The sequence below is a fragment of the Vibrio sp. SCSIO 43009 genome (assembly GCF_023716525.1).
In the GTDB taxonomy this organism is placed as follows: domain Bacteria; phylum Pseudomonadota; class Gammaproteobacteria; order Enterobacterales; family Vibrionaceae; genus Vibrio; species Vibrio alginolyticus.
Genome location: NZ_CP071842.1, coordinates 2,555,918 through 2,576,089 on the forward strand (window position 1 = coordinate 2,555,918; position 20,172 = coordinate 2,576,089).

Annotated in this window: 16 protein-coding genes and 1 tRNA gene; 7 read left to right on the top strand and 10 right to left on the bottom strand. The window is 44.3% G+C overall.

Annotation, left to right across the window (positions count from 1 at the left end; genetic code table 11):
• Positions 1-456: 456 nt before the first annotated feature.
• The 3 genes from gltX to chiP form a co-directional block, all read right to left on the bottom strand.
• On the bottom strand, positions 457-1,884 hold the full coding sequence (gltX, locus tag J4N43_RS11835; RefSeq protein ID WP_005384075.1) for a glutamate--tRNA ligase: 1,428 nt from the start codon (positions 1,882-1,884) through the stop codon (positions 457-459).
• Positions 1,885-2,061: 177 nt separating this feature from the next.
• The gene (locus tag J4N43_RS11840) at positions 2,062-2,658 is read right to left on the bottom strand and encodes a YccT family protein (protein WP_031780870.1); all 597 of its coding nucleotides are present in this window, start codon (positions 2,656-2,658) and stop codon (positions 2,062-2,064) included.
• 123 nt (positions 2,659-2,781) lie between these two features.
• Positions 2,782-3,903, bottom strand: coding sequence for a chitoporin (chiP, locus tag J4N43_RS11845; RefSeq protein WP_053350771.1), 1,122 nt, complete (start codon positions 3,901-3,903; stop codon positions 2,782-2,784).
• A gap of 478 nt (positions 3,904-4,381) precedes the next feature.
• On the opposite strand from chiP, the gene J4N43_RS11850 reads away from it, so the two are divergent.
• A complete protein-coding gene (locus J4N43_RS11850) occupies positions 4,382-7,078 on the top strand; it encodes a heavy metal translocating P-type ATPase (RefSeq protein ID WP_053350770.1) in 2,697 nt (898 codons plus the stop codon).
• A 21-nt stretch (positions 7,079-7,099) separates the two neighbouring features.
• Positions 7,100-7,549: a DUF411 domain-containing protein gene (locus J4N43_RS11855; RefSeq protein WP_017819980.1), complete on the top strand. Its 450-nt coding sequence runs from the start codon at positions 7,100-7,102 to the stop codon at positions 7,547-7,549.
• Between the two features lie 65 nt (positions 7,550-7,614).
• On the opposite strand, the gene J4N43_RS11860 is transcribed toward J4N43_RS11855, so the two are convergent.
• Together J4N43_RS11860 and J4N43_RS11865 are read right to left on the bottom strand one after the other, a co-directional pair.
• Entirely contained in the window at positions 7,615-8,307 is a 693-nt protein-coding gene (locus tag J4N43_RS11860) for an oligogalacturonate-specific porin KdgM family protein (RefSeq protein WP_005382004.1), read from the bottom strand.
• Positions 8,308-8,746: 439 nt separating this feature from the next.
• A complete protein-coding gene (locus J4N43_RS11865; RefSeq protein WP_053350769.1) occupies positions 8,747-11,398 on the bottom strand; it encodes a beta-N-acetylhexosaminidase in 2,652 nt (883 codons plus the stop codon).
• A gap of 494 nt (positions 11,399-11,892) precedes the next feature.
• Between J4N43_RS11865 and J4N43_RS11870 the strand changes: the two genes are divergently transcribed.
• Both J4N43_RS11870 and J4N43_RS11875 read left to right on the top strand, forming a co-directional pair.
• The gene (locus tag J4N43_RS11870; RefSeq protein ID WP_005382001.1) at positions 11,893-12,765 is read left to right on the top strand and encodes a TraB/GumN family protein; all 873 of its coding nucleotides are present in this window, start codon (positions 11,893-11,895) and stop codon (positions 12,763-12,765) included.
• Positions 12,766-12,902: 137 nt separating this feature from the next.
• Positions 12,903-13,286 (top strand): hypothetical protein, encoded by a 384-nt coding sequence (locus J4N43_RS11875; RefSeq protein ID WP_005384085.1) that lies wholly within the window; start codon positions 12,903-12,905, stop codon positions 13,284-13,286.
• A 185-nt stretch (positions 13,287-13,471) separates the two neighbouring features.
• Here the strand turns inward: J4N43_RS11875 and J4N43_RS11880 are convergent.
• A tRNA-Pro gene (locus J4N43_RS11880) sits at positions 13,472-13,548 on the bottom strand.
• 259 nt (positions 13,549-13,807) lie between these two features.
• Between J4N43_RS11880 and J4N43_RS11885 the strand changes: the two genes are divergently transcribed.
• The 3 genes from J4N43_RS11885 (at position 13,808) to rluF (ending at position 15,914) form a co-directional block, all read left to right on the top strand.
• On the top strand, positions 13,808-13,948 hold the full coding sequence (locus J4N43_RS11885) for a DUF3149 domain-containing protein (protein WP_005382236.1): 141 nt from the start codon (positions 13,808-13,810) through the stop codon (positions 13,946-13,948).
• Positions 13,949-14,080: 132 nt separating this feature from the next.
• Positions 14,081-14,662, top strand: a complete 582-nt coding sequence (smrA, locus tag J4N43_RS11890; RefSeq protein WP_005382233.1) for a DNA endonuclease SmrA — start codon at positions 14,081-14,083, stop codon at positions 14,660-14,662.
• A 94-nt stretch (positions 14,663-14,756) separates the two neighbouring features.
• Positions 14,757-15,914: a 23S rRNA pseudouridine(2604) synthase RluF gene (gene rluF / locus J4N43_RS11895; protein WP_017634839.1), complete on the top strand. Its 1,158-nt coding sequence runs from the start codon at positions 14,757-14,759 to the stop codon at positions 15,912-15,914.
• A gap of 64 nt (positions 15,915-15,978) precedes the next feature.
• Here the strand turns inward: rluF and ybaK are convergent, their stop codons facing one another.
• From ybaK to J4N43_RS11915, 4 genes are all read right to left on the bottom strand, one after another.
• Complete coding sequence (gene ybaK, locus J4N43_RS11900; protein ID WP_005384092.1) at positions 15,979-16,452, bottom strand: Cys-tRNA(Pro) deacylase; 474 nt, start codon at positions 16,450-16,452, stop codon at positions 15,979-15,981.
• Positions 16,453-16,554: 102 nt separating this feature from the next.
• A complete protein-coding gene (gene ushA, locus J4N43_RS11905) occupies positions 16,555-18,237 on the bottom strand; it encodes a bifunctional UDP-sugar hydrolase/5'-nucleotidase UshA (RefSeq protein ID WP_025768955.1) in 1,683 nt (560 codons plus the stop codon).
• A 220-nt stretch (positions 18,238-18,457) separates the two neighbouring features.
• Complete coding sequence (kdsA, locus tag J4N43_RS11910; protein WP_005384095.1) at positions 18,458-19,309, bottom strand: 3-deoxy-8-phosphooctulonate synthase; 852 nt, start codon at positions 19,307-19,309, stop codon at positions 18,458-18,460.
• 53 nt (positions 19,310-19,362) lie between these two features.
• The gene (locus tag J4N43_RS11915) at positions 19,363-20,172 is read right to left on the bottom strand and encodes a SirB1 family protein (RefSeq protein ID WP_005384098.1); all 810 of its coding nucleotides are present in this window, start codon (positions 20,170-20,172) and stop codon (positions 19,363-19,365) included.

Below are 20,172 nucleotides of genomic sequence, written 5' to 3' on the forward strand. Positions count from 1 at the left end.
TGACGGGATGAACTATAACGCTAAGAAATCGCGAGAAAAATCCCAATTCTGTCAATTTATTGTCATCAAAAATCTCGACAACATGTGATCTTAAGCAAAAAAATCCCCACGCAATCACCACGCAATCACCACGCAAACGTTTGCTTTGTTTTTTGAAACAAAATAGCTAAAGCAAAGGTTTTTCTTAAAAATGAGACAAACAAAATGGAACTTTAAGGAATATGGATAAAAATCAATCAGATATTTGATATATAATCGCTCGTTTTTTATTCATGCCAACGATATTTGGATTAAAAAATCTTATCCATATTGAGGTAAATTACAGGTGAAACCATCTCTTCATTCACCAATATGAGAGAAAGTTTCTCGTTATCTAAATTGAAGATACAAAAAAGCCGCGGTTGCTCACCGCGGCTTTGTGACTATTTATTCAAAAGAACGTTCAGTTCAAAGCAATTATGCGTTTGCTTCACGCTCAGCAATGAACTCAAGCGCCATCTTAATGCGAGCAATACAACGCTCTTTTCCAACCAGCTCCATTACTGCATCGACAGAAGGAGACTGACCCCCGCCTGTTACAGCAACACGTAATGGCATACCGATTTTGCCCATGCCGATTTCCAACTCTTCACATACTGCTGCGATAACGCCATCTTTGATGTTCGCTGTCGTCCACTCAGTTAGTGCTTCCACTTTCGCTAATGCAAGTTCTAGAGGCTCTTTAGCCACGCCACGTAGGTGTTTCTTCGCTGCGCCCGCTTCAAACTCAGAGAAATCTTCATAGAAGTAACGGATTTGCTCAGCTAGCTCAACTAGTGTGTTGCAACGCTCACCCACTAGCTTGATCACGTCAGTGATAGCAGGACCATTCGTTACGTCTAGTTTTTGTTGATCTAGATGCCATTGTAGATGCTCAGCAACGTACGCAGGGTCTGAGTTCTTGATGTAGTGGTTGTTCAACCATTGCAGTTTGTCAGTGTTAAAAGCAGACGCTGACTTAGATACTGCGTTTAGGCTAAATAGATTGATCATCTCTTCTTGAGAGAAGATTTCTTGGTCCCCATGAGACCAACCAAGGCGCACTAGGTAGTTGTTTAGTGCCGCAGGCAGGTAGCCCATATCGCGGTATTGCATGACTGATACAGCGCCGTGACGTTTAGACAGTTTCGCGCCGTCATCACCCAGGATCATTGCACAGTGTGCAAATGTAGGTACTGGCGCACCTAGTGCTTCGTAGATGTTGATTTGACGAGGCGTGTTGTTGATGTGGTCTTCGCCACGAACAACGTGAGTGATACCCATGTCCCAGTCATCCACTACTACACAGAAGTTGTAAGTAGGTGAACCGTCAGTACGACGAATGATTAGGTCATCCATTTGATCGTTGCGGATTTCAATGCGACCACGGATTTGATCATCAAATACTACGCTACCTTCTTTCGGGTTACGGAAACGGATAACACATGGATCGCCATCTTTTGCCGCTTCGTTTGCTGCTTTGATTTTTGGATGGTTAGCATCGTAGCGAGGCATTTCTTTATTTGCTTCTTGCTCTGCACGGATTTCATCTAGCAGCTCTTTGGACGCGTAACATTTGTAAGCTTTGTCTTCAGCAAGAAGCTTATCAACCATTTCGTTGTAACGGTCAAAACGTTGAGTTTGGTAGTAAGGACCTTCATCCCACTCCAAGCCTAGCCATTCCATGCCTTCAAGAATTGCATCAACCGCTTCCTGAGAGTTACGCTCAAGGTCTGTATCTTCGATACGTAGAACGAATTCACCACCTTGGTTTTTAGCGTATAGCCAAGAGTAAAGTGCAGTACGCGCACCACCAACGTGTAGATAGCCAGTTGGGCTAGGAGCAAAACGAGTTTTAACCGTCATTTGAGTTCCTTAGGGGTAATGAGCAACGAGAGATCTCTCGTTGTAATGTCAAGGATAAAAGTGGCGACATTTTACCACCGTAAGTCAATTCTACAATCGGTTTGACAACAGAAATAAAAACAGGGCAGAACCAAAAAGGCACAGCCCTGCTATTTACTGTTAAAGCACGAGACGAAATTACTTCAGGTTACGCATTGCCCATTGCATAAATTCTTGCTGCTCTTCACGGCTCAATTCATTAAACGATGCTTTGATTGTTTTGGTTTCCGCTGGAGAAGACGCAATGCTTGCCTTAGTCGATTCTTTATTCATTGCGTTATTATAGTCGGCAACTTCTCGTTCGTAATCACGAAAACCTTGCAAACCACCTTTACGAAGTTGAACCATAGAGAATGCCACTTCTTTTCCGTTTTTGTCTTTCAATACCACTTTAGGATCGAGTTCGAAGGCTCTCGCCTCTTCAATAGTACGGAATGTTTGATAAGCCAGAGAAAGCTCGGTGTCTTTTTCTGCATCAAACTCTAATACCAGCGGCTGCGAATCGAATTTACGGCGCTTTCCATCTTCAAATACGATTTGTCCAACCGTTACCGCTAATTGGTTTTCCCCATCCTTTAACTCGATGCTGTTATTCTTGGATATCCACTCAGGGTAGACGAACTCGCCGTTGAGAACGCGAGGAACTAATTCAGATTGCAGAGTGAGTTGAGCAGCAAAAGCTGGCGCCGAAAGCATTGCGCAAAGTCCGAGAAGTGTCGTTGTTTTTTTCATCATGGTTTCTCACTTTATACCAATTTAGATAAGCCTCTAAAACTTACAGGCCAGTCATTTCAAAGGCTTATTTGAATAAGTATCAAGATAAAAAGGGCGTTTCCGCCCTTTTAGCTGCTTCTTTAGTTAGAAGTAGTATTCAACACCTACAGAGAACTCGTCGTAGTCAGCAGACTTCCAACGTGCTTCTGTTGGTTTATCTAATTGAGACGCACCGTCGCCAAAGTCTAGAGTACGAGCACGTACGTACAGCACTGCCGATGGGTCTACGAAATACATAACTTGTGCTGATAACACATCGTCCGCTGTATCGTTAATTTTCTTACCATCACGCTCTAGATCAAAGTTAGCGGCGTAAGCCAGTTTGTATTGCCAATCACCCGTGGTGTACATGATAGCGGCAGACATTGCATCTTGCTTTTCACTCACACCATTGCTTGCGTCCGCCTCCATGTATTTGTATTGGGCGAAGAAAGAGATCCCGTTATCAAACCAGCCTTGTGCCCCTACCAAGTACGTGTTGTTTTCCCACGTTTGGCTTTCCATCTTGATATTACGGTTACCTTCATATGCCGCATCTAACTGGATAGGACCAATTTTGTAGTGTGCTGCGATACCACCCCAGTAGTCATCCCCTTCACCTAGACCTGCTTTATCACCTGCACCAGCTGCGATATCTAGGGAGAATTTGTCAGCAAACATTGGAGAGTCCCAGCGGATAGTGTTTGATTGACGGTCTTGGTACTTGGCGCCACCAATAGCACCACCCCAGTCGTATACATCGCCCAGGCCAGGGTTAGATGCTGGCCAGTCAACCAATTCGTACATAGGTGTCAAAACGCGACCCAGGCGAATTTGCCCCCAAGATGCACGTTCAAAACCGACGAATGTGTCACGTTCACCAAGACCTGCGCCCTCGCCACCAAAGCTAGGGTCTACATAACCGCCTTCGATTTGCCAAATAAAAGTAGGGTCGAAGTTAGCAAATTGTTTCTTACCACGGAAACCGATACGAGATTCGTTGTTTAGCTGCATGCCACCCAAGTCATCGTCCGTTGCTTTGCTGCCAGAATCGTAATCGCGGTACGCGGCCTGCATCGCGATGATCCCGTAAACTTCATAAGAAAATGAATCTTTGGTTAGAAACTCTTTTGCTGCGTCACTGTTTGCACCATCAGCAAATGCAGCACCACTGAACATCATGCCGGTAATTGCCGTGGCAAGTAGGCTTTTCTTTAGGTAAGACATTATAAACCCCTATATTTTTAGTTTTTTCCATTTTCAAATTCACTAACTAGGACATGGCAGGAACTTGAAACAGTGTTTGGACGGGGCAAATATGACAAACTTTTTTCGCACTAAAAAACTTTCCCTACAGCAATCTGAGCGACTTCAAAATGAGAAGTTCAAAAATAAAATAAATCAATAAAAAACAATTATTTAACATCAACTATAAAAAATAAAAAACGTTAAAAGTACGTTTTGACACTGAACTGACATTGAGAGCATCTAAAAAACGTGAGCGACTTCATTCATCTTTTAGGTGTTTTAACGGAACTTTATATTCAAAGAGAAAAAACCTTGAGATCACTCGCAAGTAAAATGACCGTGCACTTGTGGGATTCGAGAGATTTTGACGAAATTGTTGTGAGTAGCAAATGGGTATTGACCTTACCCTTGCAGGAAGGTTTAAGCTCATAGCATCACTACTATTGAGGTGCAGATTATGTATCAGTTAGTTATACCTTTATCAGGGCTCAACTGCATGGGCTGTGCGAGAAAAGTTGAGAAGGCTTTACATGCAAATCACGATGTGGAGATCCTCAATTTGTCCCCGACGCAAGTAGAGGTCAAAACCGAGTCTTCTCTTAAAGAGCTCGTCTCGTCGATTGAATCTCTTGGTTACCAAGCAGGAAATCACTACGAACTAAACCTTTCAGGCTTAAGCTGTGGCGGTTGCGTCAAAAAACTTTCATCTTTATTAGAATCTAATCAAGACGTTATTTCTTTTGAGGCTTCAACAACGCACTTAGAGATTCGTACCCTCCTCTCCGAGCAACAAGTGATCGACTTAATAGCAACACTCGGCTATACCGCCAACCTTGATTCTGTTGAAGTAGAGAACGAAAGCTCACCAGAGACCGAACAGGTAGAACAGCAAAGCAATATTAAAGATACGCAGGTGCCACCAGCGAGTATTCAATTGCAAATGCTGATTCAAGGCATGACGTGTGCGAGTTGCGTATCTTCAGTAGAGAAAGCACTTACTAACGTAGAAGGCGTTGAGAAAGCACAGGTCAACCTTGCAGAACAAAGCGCACTAGTATTCGCAAGCCAAGACTCTGATGACCTCCTTAACGCAATTGTTGAATCGGTAAAACAAGCCGGTTACCAAGCAGAGATCCTACAAGACGCCGCAACCCAACAAGAAAAACAAGCGCAGCAACAACGTCAGCAACAAAAACGCTTTAAACTGGATGCTATTGCTGGCCTTGTCGTCGGTGCTCCCTTAATGATTTGGGGCGTTGCTGGCGGCAATATGATGATTCGCAACACCAACGACCAATTAGCTTGGGGCGCGATCGGTATCGTATGTTTACTCCTTCTTGCCACAGCAGGGAAACACTTCTTCAGTAACGCTTGGTTAGCGACTACTCACAAGCGAGCCACCATGGACACGTTAGTCGCGCTCGGTACTGGCGCAGCGTGGTTCTATTCGATGCTTGTGGTGATTTTCCCAGACTGGTTCCCTCTTGCTTCACGCCACGTGTACTTTGAAGCGAGTGCAATGATCATCGGCTTAATTTCTCTTGGTCACTATATAGAAGCAAAAGCCAAAGCAAACACAACACGCTCATTGCAAGCTCTGATTAACCTGCAACCTCAACAAGCTACGGTAATCACGAAACAAGGCGATCAACAAATCGCGGTTGAGCAAATCACGCTAGGCATGAAACTGCGTATCAAACCAGGCGAGAAAGTGCCTGTTGATGGTGTTGTGATTCAAGGTGAATCATACATTGATGAGTCGATGCTCACTGGTGAACCAGTACCAGTATTAAAAGCGCAAGAGGCTCAAGTGTCTGCCGGGACATTAAATACCGATGGTGGATTAGTCATTGAGGCAACGGGCATTGGCGCAAATACCATGCTGGCTCGTATCATCCGCATGGTGCGCACAGCGCAAAGCAGTAAGCCTGCCATCGCGAAACTGGCAGACCAGATTTCATCGGTGTTTGTCCCTGTCGTTGTTGGCATAGCAATACTGGCCGCGCTCGTTTGGTTTGCCGTTGGCCCAGAGCCAAAAGCGAGTTATATGCTGGTGGTCACCACAACCGTCCTGATCATCGCCTGCCCTTGCGCTCTAGGCTTAGCAACCCCACTTTCTGTCACGGTGGGGGTGGGTAAAGCCGCAGAGCTCGGCATTCTGATCAAAGACGCCGATGCCCTGCAATTGGCAAGCAAAGTCGACACGGTTGTATTCGACAAAACTGGCACGCTTACCCAAGGTAAACCTAGCGTTCAGCAAGTGTTTACTCACGCCACCAGCCAAGAAGATCTATTGGATTTAGCGTATGCGGCAGAGCGTCAGTCTGAGCACCCACTGGCAAAAGCGGTATGTGATTACGCCAAACGACACGACGCAAAGGATGTCTCATTAGACAAGTTTGAGAACGTTCGCGGGCGCGGCATTTGGGCGACGTATCAAGATAAACCGCTACTCATTGGTTCGCTTCAATTTATGCAAGCAGAGAACGTCGAGACCAGCGCACTAAAACCTGCCATCGATGAATGCGCAAAAAATGCGTGGACTCCGGTAGCTGTGGCATTGAACGGCGAACTGATCGGTCTGATCGCCATTGCCGACCCGATCAAATCAGATGCGAAGCAAGCGCTCTCTGCATTAAAATCGCAAGGCATCAAAACGGTAATGCTGACGGGCGATAACCAACACGTTGCCAATGCTATCGGCCAAGAACTTGGTATTGATGAAGTGATTGCCCAAGTAATGCCAGATGAGAAAGCTCAGCACATTGAGCAACTTCAATCTCAAGGACATGTCGTGGCAATGGTGGGGGATGGCATTAACGACGCCCCTGCTCTCGCGTTATCCAACCTAGGTATTGCCATGGGTAGCGGCAGTGATGTCGCCATTGAAAGTTCGCAAATGACCATCCTGAACACGTCACCAATGGCGGTAGTACATGCGATTGAACTCTCTCGCGCTACACTTAAAAACATGAAGCAAAACCTATTTGGTGCCTTTGTTTACAACTCGTTGGGTATTCCAGTTGCCGCTGGCGTGCTTTACCCAGCGTTTGGATTTTTGCTCAGTCCTGTTGTCGCAGGAGCGGCAATGGCACTGTCTTCAATTACTGTCGTTAGTAATGCAAATCGACTACGACTGTTTTCAGTAAAATAACCACTTCTTTTTGAGGGTATTATGAAGTTGAAACTATTGACCTTTGCAATGCTTGCGACCGTGTCCGCCAACGTATTGGCAGCCGATGTCATTAACCATAAATCGCCATACTGTGGCTGTTGTGGAGAATGGACAAAACACATGGAAGAGAACGGCTTTACGGTCGAAGAAAAATTGCACGATGACATGAACGCCATCAAACGCGATCTAGGCATCAAGAATGAACAGCTTTACTCTTGCCACACGGCAGAGATCAACGGCTATCTGTTTGAAGGTCACATTCCAGCCGAAGACATTAAAGCGTTTTTGAAAAATCCACTACGTAACGCAAAAGGCCTATCAGTACCGGGCATGCCAATGGGCTCCCCTGGTATGGAATATGGCGACAAAAAAGACAGCTACACCGTTTACGCCTTTAACGAAAAAGGACAAGTGTTCGAATATAGCCACCACGAAGGCAACGGCAAATAAAAACAAAGCCCAGCGAGACAAACCGCTGGGCTTTTTCTTAATGGATAGTTAAGACAAATATAAAATTAGAAGCCGTAAGAGGCACCAAATACAAAAGCGTTATTCACTAGGCTGTCACCACTCGCGTTTTCTGCACCGTGTGCTTGACTACGGAACTCAAAGTAAGGTTGAACACCTTTACGAGTCCACGTTGCACGAAGCTCGTGGTCCATGGTTTCCGCTTCAATCATGTAGACGTTGTTGTAGCTTAGCGTCACATCCTCATTCATCACGTAACCGATGCGGTTGTCCATGCGGTAATCTGTATCCGCATCTGCGTCTGTCGCATCAATGTGCGCACGAGTACGGTTACTTAAGGAGATGCCGTTATCGAAGTTGTAACCGATCTTAACCAATGGACGGTACTGTACGTTCTCGCCAGCAGAGAATAGGTGTTGGTAACCCGCGGCAACCCATAAATGATCGGTAATATTAAATGACTGCTCACCACCCACAGTGATTGCTGGTGTTGTGTTACCTGCGCCACCGTTTTCTGTTTCCAGTTTACCCAACTGAATACCATCAAATTCGGTGTAAACCGTAAAGCCGCCGAATTGGTTATCAAAAGTATGACCAGCTTCCAGTGTAGACGTAACGTCCGAACCATGAATTCGACCATCATCGTGGAACTGAACATTACCTGTTACGTAAGAGGAACCAGCAAAAGCGCTAGAAGCGAAAGCGAGAGAAAGAGCACTCAGTGCAAAAATGTTTTTCATAATTACTGCCTTTATTTATTCACGTTATGCGATAGTTTTAGAGGGCATCTCTTCCCTTTTATCGCAAACTTTGGAATGTGCCTCCTTGGCGTTCGCAATATTGTTTTAATTAATTCGCGATGGAAAATAAAACATTTTAAAAAGTGATCTTGTTCAAACCGAAGCTCAACAACCCTGATAAAAACATGGAAAATACAGGCACTTATCGTATTTTTATAAAATTATTCAAAAAATAGAAGTGTGATCGTAAACAGATAATTTATTGATATTTAGCAGATTAAGTCGATCAAGTTCACAATAACCTTGACCATTACAACCAAAAACTTATTTATCAATGAAAAATAATTAGACATCGATCACGCTTAATTTCCTCAAAAAATAAAGAAAGCCCCAACATGATGTTGAGGCTTTGCCAAAAAATCAACTTACAAGAATCGAGTTATTTCACGCTGGTCACTCGACTTGCTTTCTCACCGCTTGCTGACACAGAACGGATAAACACTTCACCTTTCACATTTGGACGAGCATTATCTACGTATGTTAGCCAGTTCTTGCCGTCTAGAGAGTATTGAAGCTTCACACCCGGGAACTGAACGTTCATTGCCAGTTTACCCTCTTCAACTTTCGCGCCTGGTACAGGTAGGCGGTAGTCGATACCCGCTTTTTCTAGCTTAGCCAGTTCGCGTTGGCCAAGTACGTTCGCAAAGCGGTTGTAGTCTTGGTTTAGCGCAGCTTTGTTTACTAGGTTAGAGTTTTGCGAGTATTCAACACCCACTTTGTAGTCGTTTTCCCAATCAGCACGGTGCCATGCACGTTCAGCGGCTGCCAGTACGCGAGGGAATACCATGTACTCGTATTGCTCGTCGTTACGTACTGTCTCAGACCACAGCTGTGCTGATAGACCATAGAAAGGTTTCGCTTTGATTTCACCTTTACCAGTGAAGCCGTTACCATCGCGGTCTACAGAGGTTTCTGCGTTCTGAGGCATGTTCTCTGGTGCAAAACCAAACATCTTACGAGTATCTGTTGCACGCGTCGCCCAGTAGTAACCACGCTCTTTCGGGTCAACTTCGTACGGCATGTCCATGTATACGTAGTCTGGGTTAGAAACGATAACGTCGTAACCTTTCTTAGACCATTCGTACACTGATGATGTGCCACCCCAGTAAAGAACGTCCCAGAAGTTAACACGTGTGTTTTCTGTTGCGAACGCTTTCTCACCTTCACTGTACTTAAGGCCATCTTGCCAAGCTTGGAAGTTTGGAATGCCTTTCTCTGCCACCATCTTCGACACTTCTTCTGCAAAGTGGCTTGGTAGATGAGCAAAATCGCTTACCGTACCGTCTGCAATTAGCGTCTGACATTGTGGTGACTGTGCGAATGGCTTGTCTTGCTTAGACAAATCAATGTTACCCTTCCAGCTTACTTTGTCTTCTGCGTTGATGTCTTGCAGACCAGCGCCTAGCTTGATGTTCTTCGCTTCGTCACCACCAAAGTGCCATGTTGTTAGCGGCGTGCCCGCTTCTTGGTGCATTGCTGCTACTTCTGAAATCACTTTATCAACAAAGCGAGTTGAAGATTCCATACATGGGTTGATGAAGCTTTGCTTATTGTAGAACTGAACCGTCGTTACGTTCGATGTATCTTGAGGATCCATCAGGCGGTACTCGTTCGCTTCTGCTTCTTTACCTTCTTCCATTAGACGGTCGTAACGTGCTTCCATTGATACCACTGCTGCACGAGCGTGTGCTGGCATATCGATTTCAGGAATCACTTCGATGTTACGCGCTTTCGCGTACTTCAAGATGTCCACGTAGTCTGCTTTGCTGAAGAAGCCAGAACCAAAGTTGTCTGTCGTTGCACCTGAGCCAAGCTGAGGCAGTAAACAGCTTTTCTCTTCCAAATCGAAACAACGGTTAGCACCCACTTCAGTCAGCTCAGGCAGACCCGGGATTTCTAAACGCCAGCCTTCATCATCCGTTAGGTGAAGGTGTAGTTTGTTCATCTTGTACGCGGCCATTTGGTCAAGCGTTGCAAGAATCGCGTCTTTAGAGTGGAAGTTACGAGCCACGTCCACCATCACACCACGGTAATCAAAACGCGGCGCATCTTTAATAGACAGTTGTGGTAGAGAATCAGCATTTTGGCTATCTACCAGGCCAAAGATAGATTGTACTGCGTAGAAAGCACCTGCTTGGTCAAACGCTTTAATCGCAATACCGTCGCCTTTGATGCTCATTTCGTAAGCACCAGATTTTGCCAATTCACCGGTGAAGTCTGCAGGAACAACAGTGATGCTTACAGGAAGATCACCACGAACATCCACACCTACCACTTCTGCACGACCTTGAATTGCTGCGTATTGAGCCGCATCGAATGCGCCTTTAGGCAGAGCAATACCCGCCGCGATATCTACCGTACCTTTACCTGCTTCAACAGACATTGGCGTTGGTAGTAACGTGGTTGATACGTCTTGTTTTGCTAGATCTTCGTTCTTCTCGAAACGAGACACAGCGCTCGCAAATACGTTGTTGTCATCTGGCGTACGTTTTAGGTTGTTACCCTCAAGGCCAGTCACGAAAGATGCAACGTCTTCTGTGTTAAGAGAAGCGATCATCTTAGGCTCTGCATTTGGTGCAGCAACGAAAGCGCTTGGCATGAAGTCAGTTTCAAATAGCTGCCAGTATTCAGCAACAAGAGGAAGCACAACCTCTTCACCCGCAGCAAAACCATCAAACTTATCTGTTGGTTCTAGTTTGTGTAGATCACCCGTTACGCGAGAGATTTTAAACTGTTCGTTTTCAACATCCAGAATCAGACGAATGCTATGGAAGTAAATAGCCCAATCTTTTGAGTCAACCGCTTCACCTTGGTTAACCAGCGTCATGTTTACCTTGTTACAAGACGCCCACTCAGCCCCTAAGTCCTGACAAGCAAGACCTTCGTTTGCACCGTGGTTAGTCAACACTTGGTATTGAATATCAAGATTATTAGCCAACGAATTTACAACTTGTTGTTCAGAGCTTTGCAGCGCAGAGCAACCTGCTAATGTAGTGATAACAGAAACAGCAATCAGACTAGGTTTAAACATCTTACTTCCCCAAAAAAGTCAGTGGTTCAAAACGACAATGATAAAAATCTCGGCCCCTCAAATGCGAGGTACCTAACCGTTACATTCAACATACAACCTGTTATTTCTAAGCGTAAAATAAATAGAAATAGGAAGTGATCCAGCTCAAAAAATGACACTCAGAAAAAACAATAAAAACCTAATTTTCATAGAGTTACAATACACGTCAAAATCGAACAACTTGTTTTGACGAGTTTGCTGCGATCTAGGTCACTTATATTCATGAGTTACGACTGATTTTGTAAGATTTGGATCACGCCTAATTATTTTGTGAACCATTAGTAAGCGAATTACCTATTTACCTTTCGTGAAGTGACTCTCATTTATTCGTCGTCAAAACTCGTCAATATTTTTAGAAATGACGATTTTGTCGAATACCCCACTGGAGAAATTGCACTTAACCTCACGCTATTTTGCGTATAAAGTTTAAAGGTATCTTATCTGAGGACCATTCTATGTTTCGTCTCTTGACGCTCATATCATCTCTACTTGTTACTTTGACTCCTTTTTCCTCTTATGCAGAGCCACAGCATTGGTTAGCGAAAAAAGGGGAAACCGAACTTATGATTATTGGCTCGGTACATGTGGGGGATAAAACGATGTACCCACTCCCTAGAACGGTCATCCAGCATTTAAGCCAAAGCGCAGGGTTGATTATTGAAGCAGACGTCAGGAATTCTGAAGGCTTGGTTTACCCACAAACAACCATTCTTTCTAAAGATGTTTTAGACAGAGCTCAACGTCGCCACTTAATTGAAATTGCCCAAGATTTAGGTTTGCCAGAAACTCAACTCCTAAATTCCCCACCTTGGATGGCGGCATTCACCATCCAACTCGCTTTAGTCAACAAACTGGGGTATGTCTCTGATAAAGGGGTCGACATGCACTTAATAGGACTCGCTGATAAAAAGCAAATCCCGGTCATTCCACTGGAGTCCGTGCAATTCCAAATCGATTTAATCGCAGGTCAATCAGAAGGCGGTAAAGAGATACTTCTCTCATCAATTGAAGAATATGATGGCGGAGAAGAGTTGGTTCAATGCTTGATAGAGAGTTGGAAGAGTGGTGATGGTAGCATGTTGGTCGAAGCCTCTTTGACCGATCATACAACAGAAGAGTTTAACCAAGCCTTTTTATACGAGCGTAATCGAGATTGGGCTAAAAAACTCGACACTGGCAGTGTTCTACCTCAGCAATCGGGTCGTTACACCGTTGTTGTTGGTGGCTTGCATTTAGTAGGTAAAGATAACCTGATTGAACTGCTTAAAAATCGGGGATTTAACATCAAACCACTGGGTAAGACGCGCCAAGCAAATTGTGATATCTAGTGATTGTTTGAAAAATGCCATTTAAATACAACCATTTAAAATTCATTCAAACTTTCTTATAAAACGCCGTTAAGCTAAGTGGATACAAAACAACTCATATGAAATTTAAATATTTATTCCTATACACGATTGGAATTATGCTCACTTCTTCGCTGTCTTATGCTAAACCGCCATGCAACGTAGAAGCTTTTCAAGCTATTGATATAACTCCGGAAGTAAAAGGCGGTGTTTTAGATAAAGAGAGTGGTCAATTTCTTATTACCGAAAAACCAATGATGCGTTGCGCGAACATCACGTTTTCAACAGCCCACACTCGAAATCGCGTTGCACATATGATGAACCAAGGCTTTGAAGCGGTTTACTATGATGGAAATACAAGCAAATCTCACTCAGTAACGTTTGATGAAGACGATTTAAAAGCGGGTTACGTCAAGATTGGGCCAAATCACCCAAAGACCGCTTATGTCTGTTTCACTACTTCTGAAACTCCTATCAATACTATCTCGTGTGACATCAAGTAATAAATTTACTCGCTCTAAAAAATGAAAAGGCCCTACATTTCTGTAGAGCCTTCCTCTCAATACGTGTCGGTGAAGAGCCATGTTCTAACTTCAAGCGAACCCCATTTGGTTCGATACTATTGAAGTCTAAAATTACTAGCACTAAAAACGACGAAAGCCTGCTCATTGAGCAGGCTTTCTAAAAGTGGTCGGTGAAGAGGGATTCGAACCCCCGACCCTCTGGTCCCAAACCAGATGCGCTACCAAGCTGCGCTATTCACCGAGATGTTTAACTGAGGAATTGTCCCCGTCAACGAGTGCGTATATTACGGATTCTGAACTGTGGCGCAAGTGCTTTTTACAAAAAAACCTTAGGTCTTAATTCGTTTGATGAATAACTGAACACTAGCACGTAAAATGTGACTGATAACTCACAACAAAATACAGTTTATTAACCTTAGCAACATAATTGATCCAGATCAGTGTGCAACAAGACACCGCCATTTAGTTTATTCCTGTCGGGAACATCTTGGAGGAAACGTATGGACTTTTGGCTTGATCTCCTATTTGGTAATGCAGTGGGTCTATCGTCAATGATAGTAATTTTTGGGGCAATTGGTCTGATGTTATTTTACGGCGGTTTCTTCATATACAAGATCATGAACGACAAATCTCCTCACTAGATCTCGCTTAGCTCTAGAAACGCTTTGCACCGGAGTCGGTTACTTGCCTACTCCGGTTTTTTATTTGATCTCAATGCACCACTCATTGATATAATCCTATTATTCTTCCCTGTTCTTAATGAGATTACTGCTATGTCTCACGACGACGATTTTGATCTATTTCAACAGATGATGGGCGATGTAAAGCCAATCACTCAAGACACCACCGAACACAAAAAAGTACACCAAGTAACAGAAGCACAGCTCGCAAAACGAGAAGCAGCAATCTGGTTAACGGAAGATGACCCAGAATACCTATCACTTGATCACGCTGAAATGCTCAAGCCAGAGGACTTTGTTGAGTTCAAACGTGATGGTGTACAGGACGGGGTTTACCGCAAACTTCGCCTTGGTAAGTATCCAATCCAAGCTCGCTTGGATTTGCACCGTAAAACATTGAAAGAAGCACGTGATGAAGTCGTGACGTTTTTAAAGCAATGCCTATCAATGGACATTAGAACGGTCGTTATCGTCCATGGTCGAGGAGAACGCTCAAATCCACCTGCAATGATGAAAAGCTTTGTTAGCAGTTGGCTACGACAAATAAAGGAAGTCCAATGCGTCCATAGTGCGCAACGCTTTCACGGTGGAACTGGAGCCGTTTACGTCCTACTTAGAAAAAGTGCGGAAAAGAAATTAGAAACCCGCGAACGTCACCAAAAACGGTTAGGCTAAATTTCACCCTAATGCTAGAATGCCCGCCCTTATTCTTCCTTCCCCTTAAAGGAAGGGAGCTTCATTCGCCGTTGTGAAACGTTAGGAGACAAAAATGTCACAAGACAACGCTAAACGATTAAATAAATTCATCAGTGAAACGGGGTTTTGCTCACGCCGTGAAGCAGACAGACTAATTGAGCAAGGCCGTGTCACCATTAATGGCAACAAACCTGAAATGGGGACAAAAGTGCTACCTGGTGATGATGTTTGTGTGGATGGTAAGCCAGTGGCAGCAAAAGAGAAGCCGATTTATATCGCTCTCAATAAACCAACAGGCATCACCTGTACAACTGAGAGAGACGTCCCTGGAAACATCGTTGATTTCATCGGCCACCAAAAACGTATCTTTCCGATCGGCCGCTTAGACAAACCCTCTGATGGTCTGATCTTTTTGACCAACGATGGCGACATCGTGAACAAAATCCTTCGCGCAGGCAACAGCCACGAAAAAGAGTACGTCGTACGCGTGGACAAGCCAATTACAGGCGAGTTTCTCAAACAGATGTCGAGTGGCGTTAAGATTCTCGACACAGTCACCCTACCTTGTAAGGTAACAAAAGAGACTAAATTCTCTTTCCGTATTGTGCTCACTCAAGGACTTAACCGTCAGATCCGTCGCATGTGTGAAGCGCTGGGCTATGAAGTATTCAAGCTGCGTCGCGTTCGCATCATGAATATCTCTCTTGATGGTATTCCGAATGGAAAATGGCGTTATCTAAGTGACGAAGAAGTGGCAGAGATCCTAGCAATGTGTGAAGGCTCGGTAGGTACAGAAGAAGCATCAAAAACAGACTCTAGAGGTCGCAACATTCGTAAAGCGACCGACGCGAAGCTGTTTGATAGCCGTGAAGAAAACCAAGATTCTACTGCTCGTCGTAACCAGAAGACACGAACTTTCCGCGGTAACAATGCTGATGAATTCCGTCATGCACCAAACTCGAAAAAAGGTCAACAAAAGCGTCGTCAGCGTGATGATGAAGGCGGACGTCCAGCTAAAGAACATTACAAAGCGAAATCACAAGGTGAACGCAGCAGACCGCAAGGCGAGCATGGTAAATCGCACCGTAAACCAGATGCATCGAGCAATACGCATTCAGCAAACAAGCCTCAATCACTGAGTAAGCCTAAGCAGCATTACATGAACCCAAATGCCGCGAAACCAAGCAAACCAGCTAAACGCACTGGTGGTACATTGAGTCTGAAGAAGTAACGCTTCACTGACAGGCAAGATCAAAAAAGGACGCTCATGAGCGTCCTTTTTATTTGTCATGAGTTTACAAACAAAGAGGTGCAAACTGACCACGAGTTAAGCTCAGCAAATCTCTCGGGGCTAACTCAATTTCTAAACCACGTTTACCAGCACTCACACAGATTTTGTCTTGCTCTGCTGCGCTTTCGTGCAAAAAAGTAGGTAAGGCTTTCTTCTGCCCTAGTGGGCTAATTCCACCAACGACATAACCTGTGGTCTTTTGGGCGATTTCCGGATCAGCCATATCGGCCTTTTTGCCCTTCGCTGCTTTCGCCGCCAGTTTTAGGTTCAGCTTTTGATCAACAGGGATAATCGCAACCGCAAGGTTCTTTGGCTCCCCGTTCAAGCAGAACAGCAAGGTTTTAAATACTGTTTTCGGATCCTGCCCCAGTACTTCAGCAGCCTCCAAGCCATAACTATCGGCTCTAGGGTCATGCTCATACTGATGAATCGTGTGTGGAATTTTTTTCTTTTTCGCAAGATTAATGGCCGGAGTCATCAAGATTCTCCTCATAAAAACAAAAAGCGCAGACTGAATTGGATCTGCGCTTTTAGTTAATGATATCAGCGAGTTTGAGTCAATCGCTTTTTCTCTGTTGGGTTACTGATCAATCGCCGTATCAACTAAATACGTGATTTCACCTGAAGGGGCATACTCATTAACATCAATAGGGCTGTGTGTTTCTAAATAATCCTTCAAAACTTCAGCATCGGTAAAACCTGTATTTACATACCCTGGATGATCGTCGATTTTAGGGTAACCATCACCACCAGCAGCATTGTAGCTTGGTACGGTAAAGCGGTAATTACCATCTAAGCGAAGTTGCTTATTACCAATAAACACATTGGTTACCTCACCATTATTGATACTCATCGCAATGCCGGCAAACTGTGCATAAGCACCAGAGTCAACAGGCTTAGTTGCAACGACATTTAGATAATCTAATACCTCTTTACCCGTCATATCAACGTAAGAAACCATATTGCCAAATGGCTGAACAGTGAGCACGTCTTTATAAGTAATATCACCCGCAGCAATCGAATCGCGAACGCCGCCAGAATTCATTACGGCGAAATCTGCTTTCGCACGTTCCATGTGAGCCGTTGCAATTAATCGACCTAAGTTTGTTTGCTGGTAACGAACCACATTGCGGTCACCCTCAAGCTTACCGTTAGATTCTGCAATCTTCACGTTTAGTTTGCCCTGACCTTTTTCTTGATAAGGACGAAGAAACTCAAGCATCGCTTCGTCTTGTTTAATCTCTTCTTGGATCAAGACTCGTTGCGACTGACCATCAACTTTAACTTTCTTTTTCAAGTTTACTGGGATCAGATCGTAGCTCACCATCGAGAGTTCGCCATTACGAAACTCGTAATCGGCGCGTCCCACATATTTCCCCCACTCATGTGCCTGAACAATAAAGGTACCATTTTGTTTATCGGGCTGACATTCATCACCTGGTTTAAAGTTCTTTTTGATAACGTTTGGCCCTTCCATACAAACAGGCTCTTGTGAGTGTCCTCCAACGATCATGTCGAGATCGCCGTCATTCAAATAACGAGCTAACGCCACATCGCCGGGAGCATTGATGCCTCTATTACCATTTTCATAGTGTCCCATATGCGTGACAGCAAAAATCAGATCTGGATACTCTGTTTCTTTCAGTTCTGCAATCAACTTCTTGGCTTCTTCTTTCGGGTCACGGAAGTCAATTTGTTCAATGAATTCAGGGTTGCCAAGTTTCGCTGTGTCTTCGGTTGTAAGACCAATGACCGCAATTTTAATGCCCTGCTTGTTAAACATCGCGTATGGTTGGAATAAACGCTTGCCAGTATTTTTATCGTAAATATTGGCAGACAACATCGGAAAGTTTGCCCACTCTTGCTGCTTGAATAGCACGTCCAATGGATTATCAAACTCATGATTACCTAGAGCCATCGCATCGTAACCAATTTTGCTCATGCCTTTGAAATCCGGCTCGGCATCTTGTAAATCAGACTCAGGTACTCCTGTGTTGATGTCACCACCAGAAAGCAGTAACACGCTGCCCCCCTCAGCCTGTATTTCTTCGCGCAAATCATCGATTAACGTTTTACGCGCCGCCATGCCATATTCACCGTATCGATTTTGCCAAAAGCGACCATGATGATCGTTAGTGTGCAATACGGTCAATTTATAGGTTGTATCGGCATTCCATTCTGGTGCAGGTTGCGTAGCACACCCAGCTAACGAGGCCAAGATAGCGGCACTCAAAACAGTTTTGATCATCAGACGCTGATTCATTTATTTACCTTTTTCTTATTGGGATTACTGATGCACATTTTAAGCATTGGATCTATTTGAAAACCACGTGCACCCTAACACATTGATTTAATAATTATGATGCATTGTTTAGCAATAACAAATTCATCAGTAACAAGTTTGAGAATTCACGGCTTTTCAGATAAAAAAATAGCCAACACTCGGTTGGCTATAGTATTTGTTACCACCAGTCATCTGGCGTTTACTTGATATCGATATCTGCAAAGCTCTTGATCAGATCATCAAGCGATTTCATTTGTGCTAAGAATGGCTCTAACTTGTCTAGAGGCAGTGCAGATGGGCCATCACAACGCGCTTGGTCTGGGTTTGGGTGCGCTTCGATAAATAGACCTGCGATGCCTGTCGCTAGACCCGCTTTTGCAAGTTCAACTGTCTGCTCACGACGGCCGCCAGATGCTGCGCCTGATGGGTCACGCATTTGTAGTGAGTGCGTTACGTCAAAGATGATTGGGCTACCTTTCGAAGCATTTTTCATCACACCAAAACCAAGCATATCAACCACTAAGTTGTCGTAGCCGTGGCAAGAACCGCGCTCACATAGGATGATCTTGTCGTTACCGCATTCTGCGAACTTCTCAACGATGTTACCCACTTGACCTGGGCTCATAAATTGAGGTTTCTTCACGTTGATAACCGCACCTGTTTTGGCCATAGCTTCAACAAGGTCAGTTTGACGAGCTAGGAATGCAGGAAGCTGAATAACGTCTACCACGTCAGCGACGGGTTGAGCTTGTGCTTCAGTGTGAACGTCCGTGATGATCTTTACACCAAAAGTGTCTTTCAGCTCCTGAAAGATTTTCATACCTTCTTCCAGACCTGGACCACGGTATGAATGAACAGAACTGCGGTTTGCTTTGTCAAACGACGCCTTAAATACGTAAGGAATACCAAGTTTTTCCGTTACTTTTACGTAGTGCTCACAGATCTGCATCGCAAGATCACGAGACTCAAGAACGTTCATACCTGCAAATAGGGTGAATGGCTTGTCGTTAGCAACCTGAATGTCGCCGATATTAACGATTTTCTGTTCCATTTTGATTCTCTTTTTCTGTCCACGATACGCCACAGTTCGGCACATCGATAAAATTAGTGAAGTGTGACGTGCGTTTCACTCATCACATTAACTTGTGATTTTAGTAGCTCGGAAGCCGGATCGTCAGGGCATTGGTCAATAAAGTACTGAAAATCTGATACCGCTACTTGAGGGCACTCTAGCTGTTGGAAAATAAAACCACGGTCACGAATTTCGTATGGATCATCTGGCACAAACGTTAGAGCAAGATTCGTACAACGTAATGCCAACGTATAATGCTCTTCACGCAACATCGCACTTTTAATCAATGCCAACCAGCGACCAATAATTGTTGGGTTGTCAGCTTCCTCAAAATGTTCAGGCTTTAGCTGAGCTAGCGGTCCTTCCTGGCCAATAAGCCAAGCTTGAAGAATCCTTTCACCTACATACTCACCATTAAATGGATTGATGTAGTCTGGCTTCTTATGCATCCAGTCGACTTTTAACAAGAACTGAGTAGGGAAAGTAACTCCCTTCAGCGGGAAACCCAGCTTTTTGCCTAGGTATAACAAAATCGAACCTAAGCTCACAGGAATACCTTTTCTGCGCTCCAACACTTTATCGATGAAGCTGTTGTCCGAAATAAAGTATTCCTGCTCGTCGCCTTTGAATCCCCACTCGTGGAAAAACAGTCGTAGGAATGCATCAAATCGTTGCTCTTCATCGGTTTCATGAACAAGCGTGGCTTCTGCATCTTTGTAAAGACGCTCTAACTCTTGTTTCGCCCAATGTACTTTGGTTTCTGGGTTAATCGCTTTGTTTAGCTCAAGCGCACCTTCCACCAACGGTATATTGTCAAAATCTTCGTCAAAAAACTCTAACAT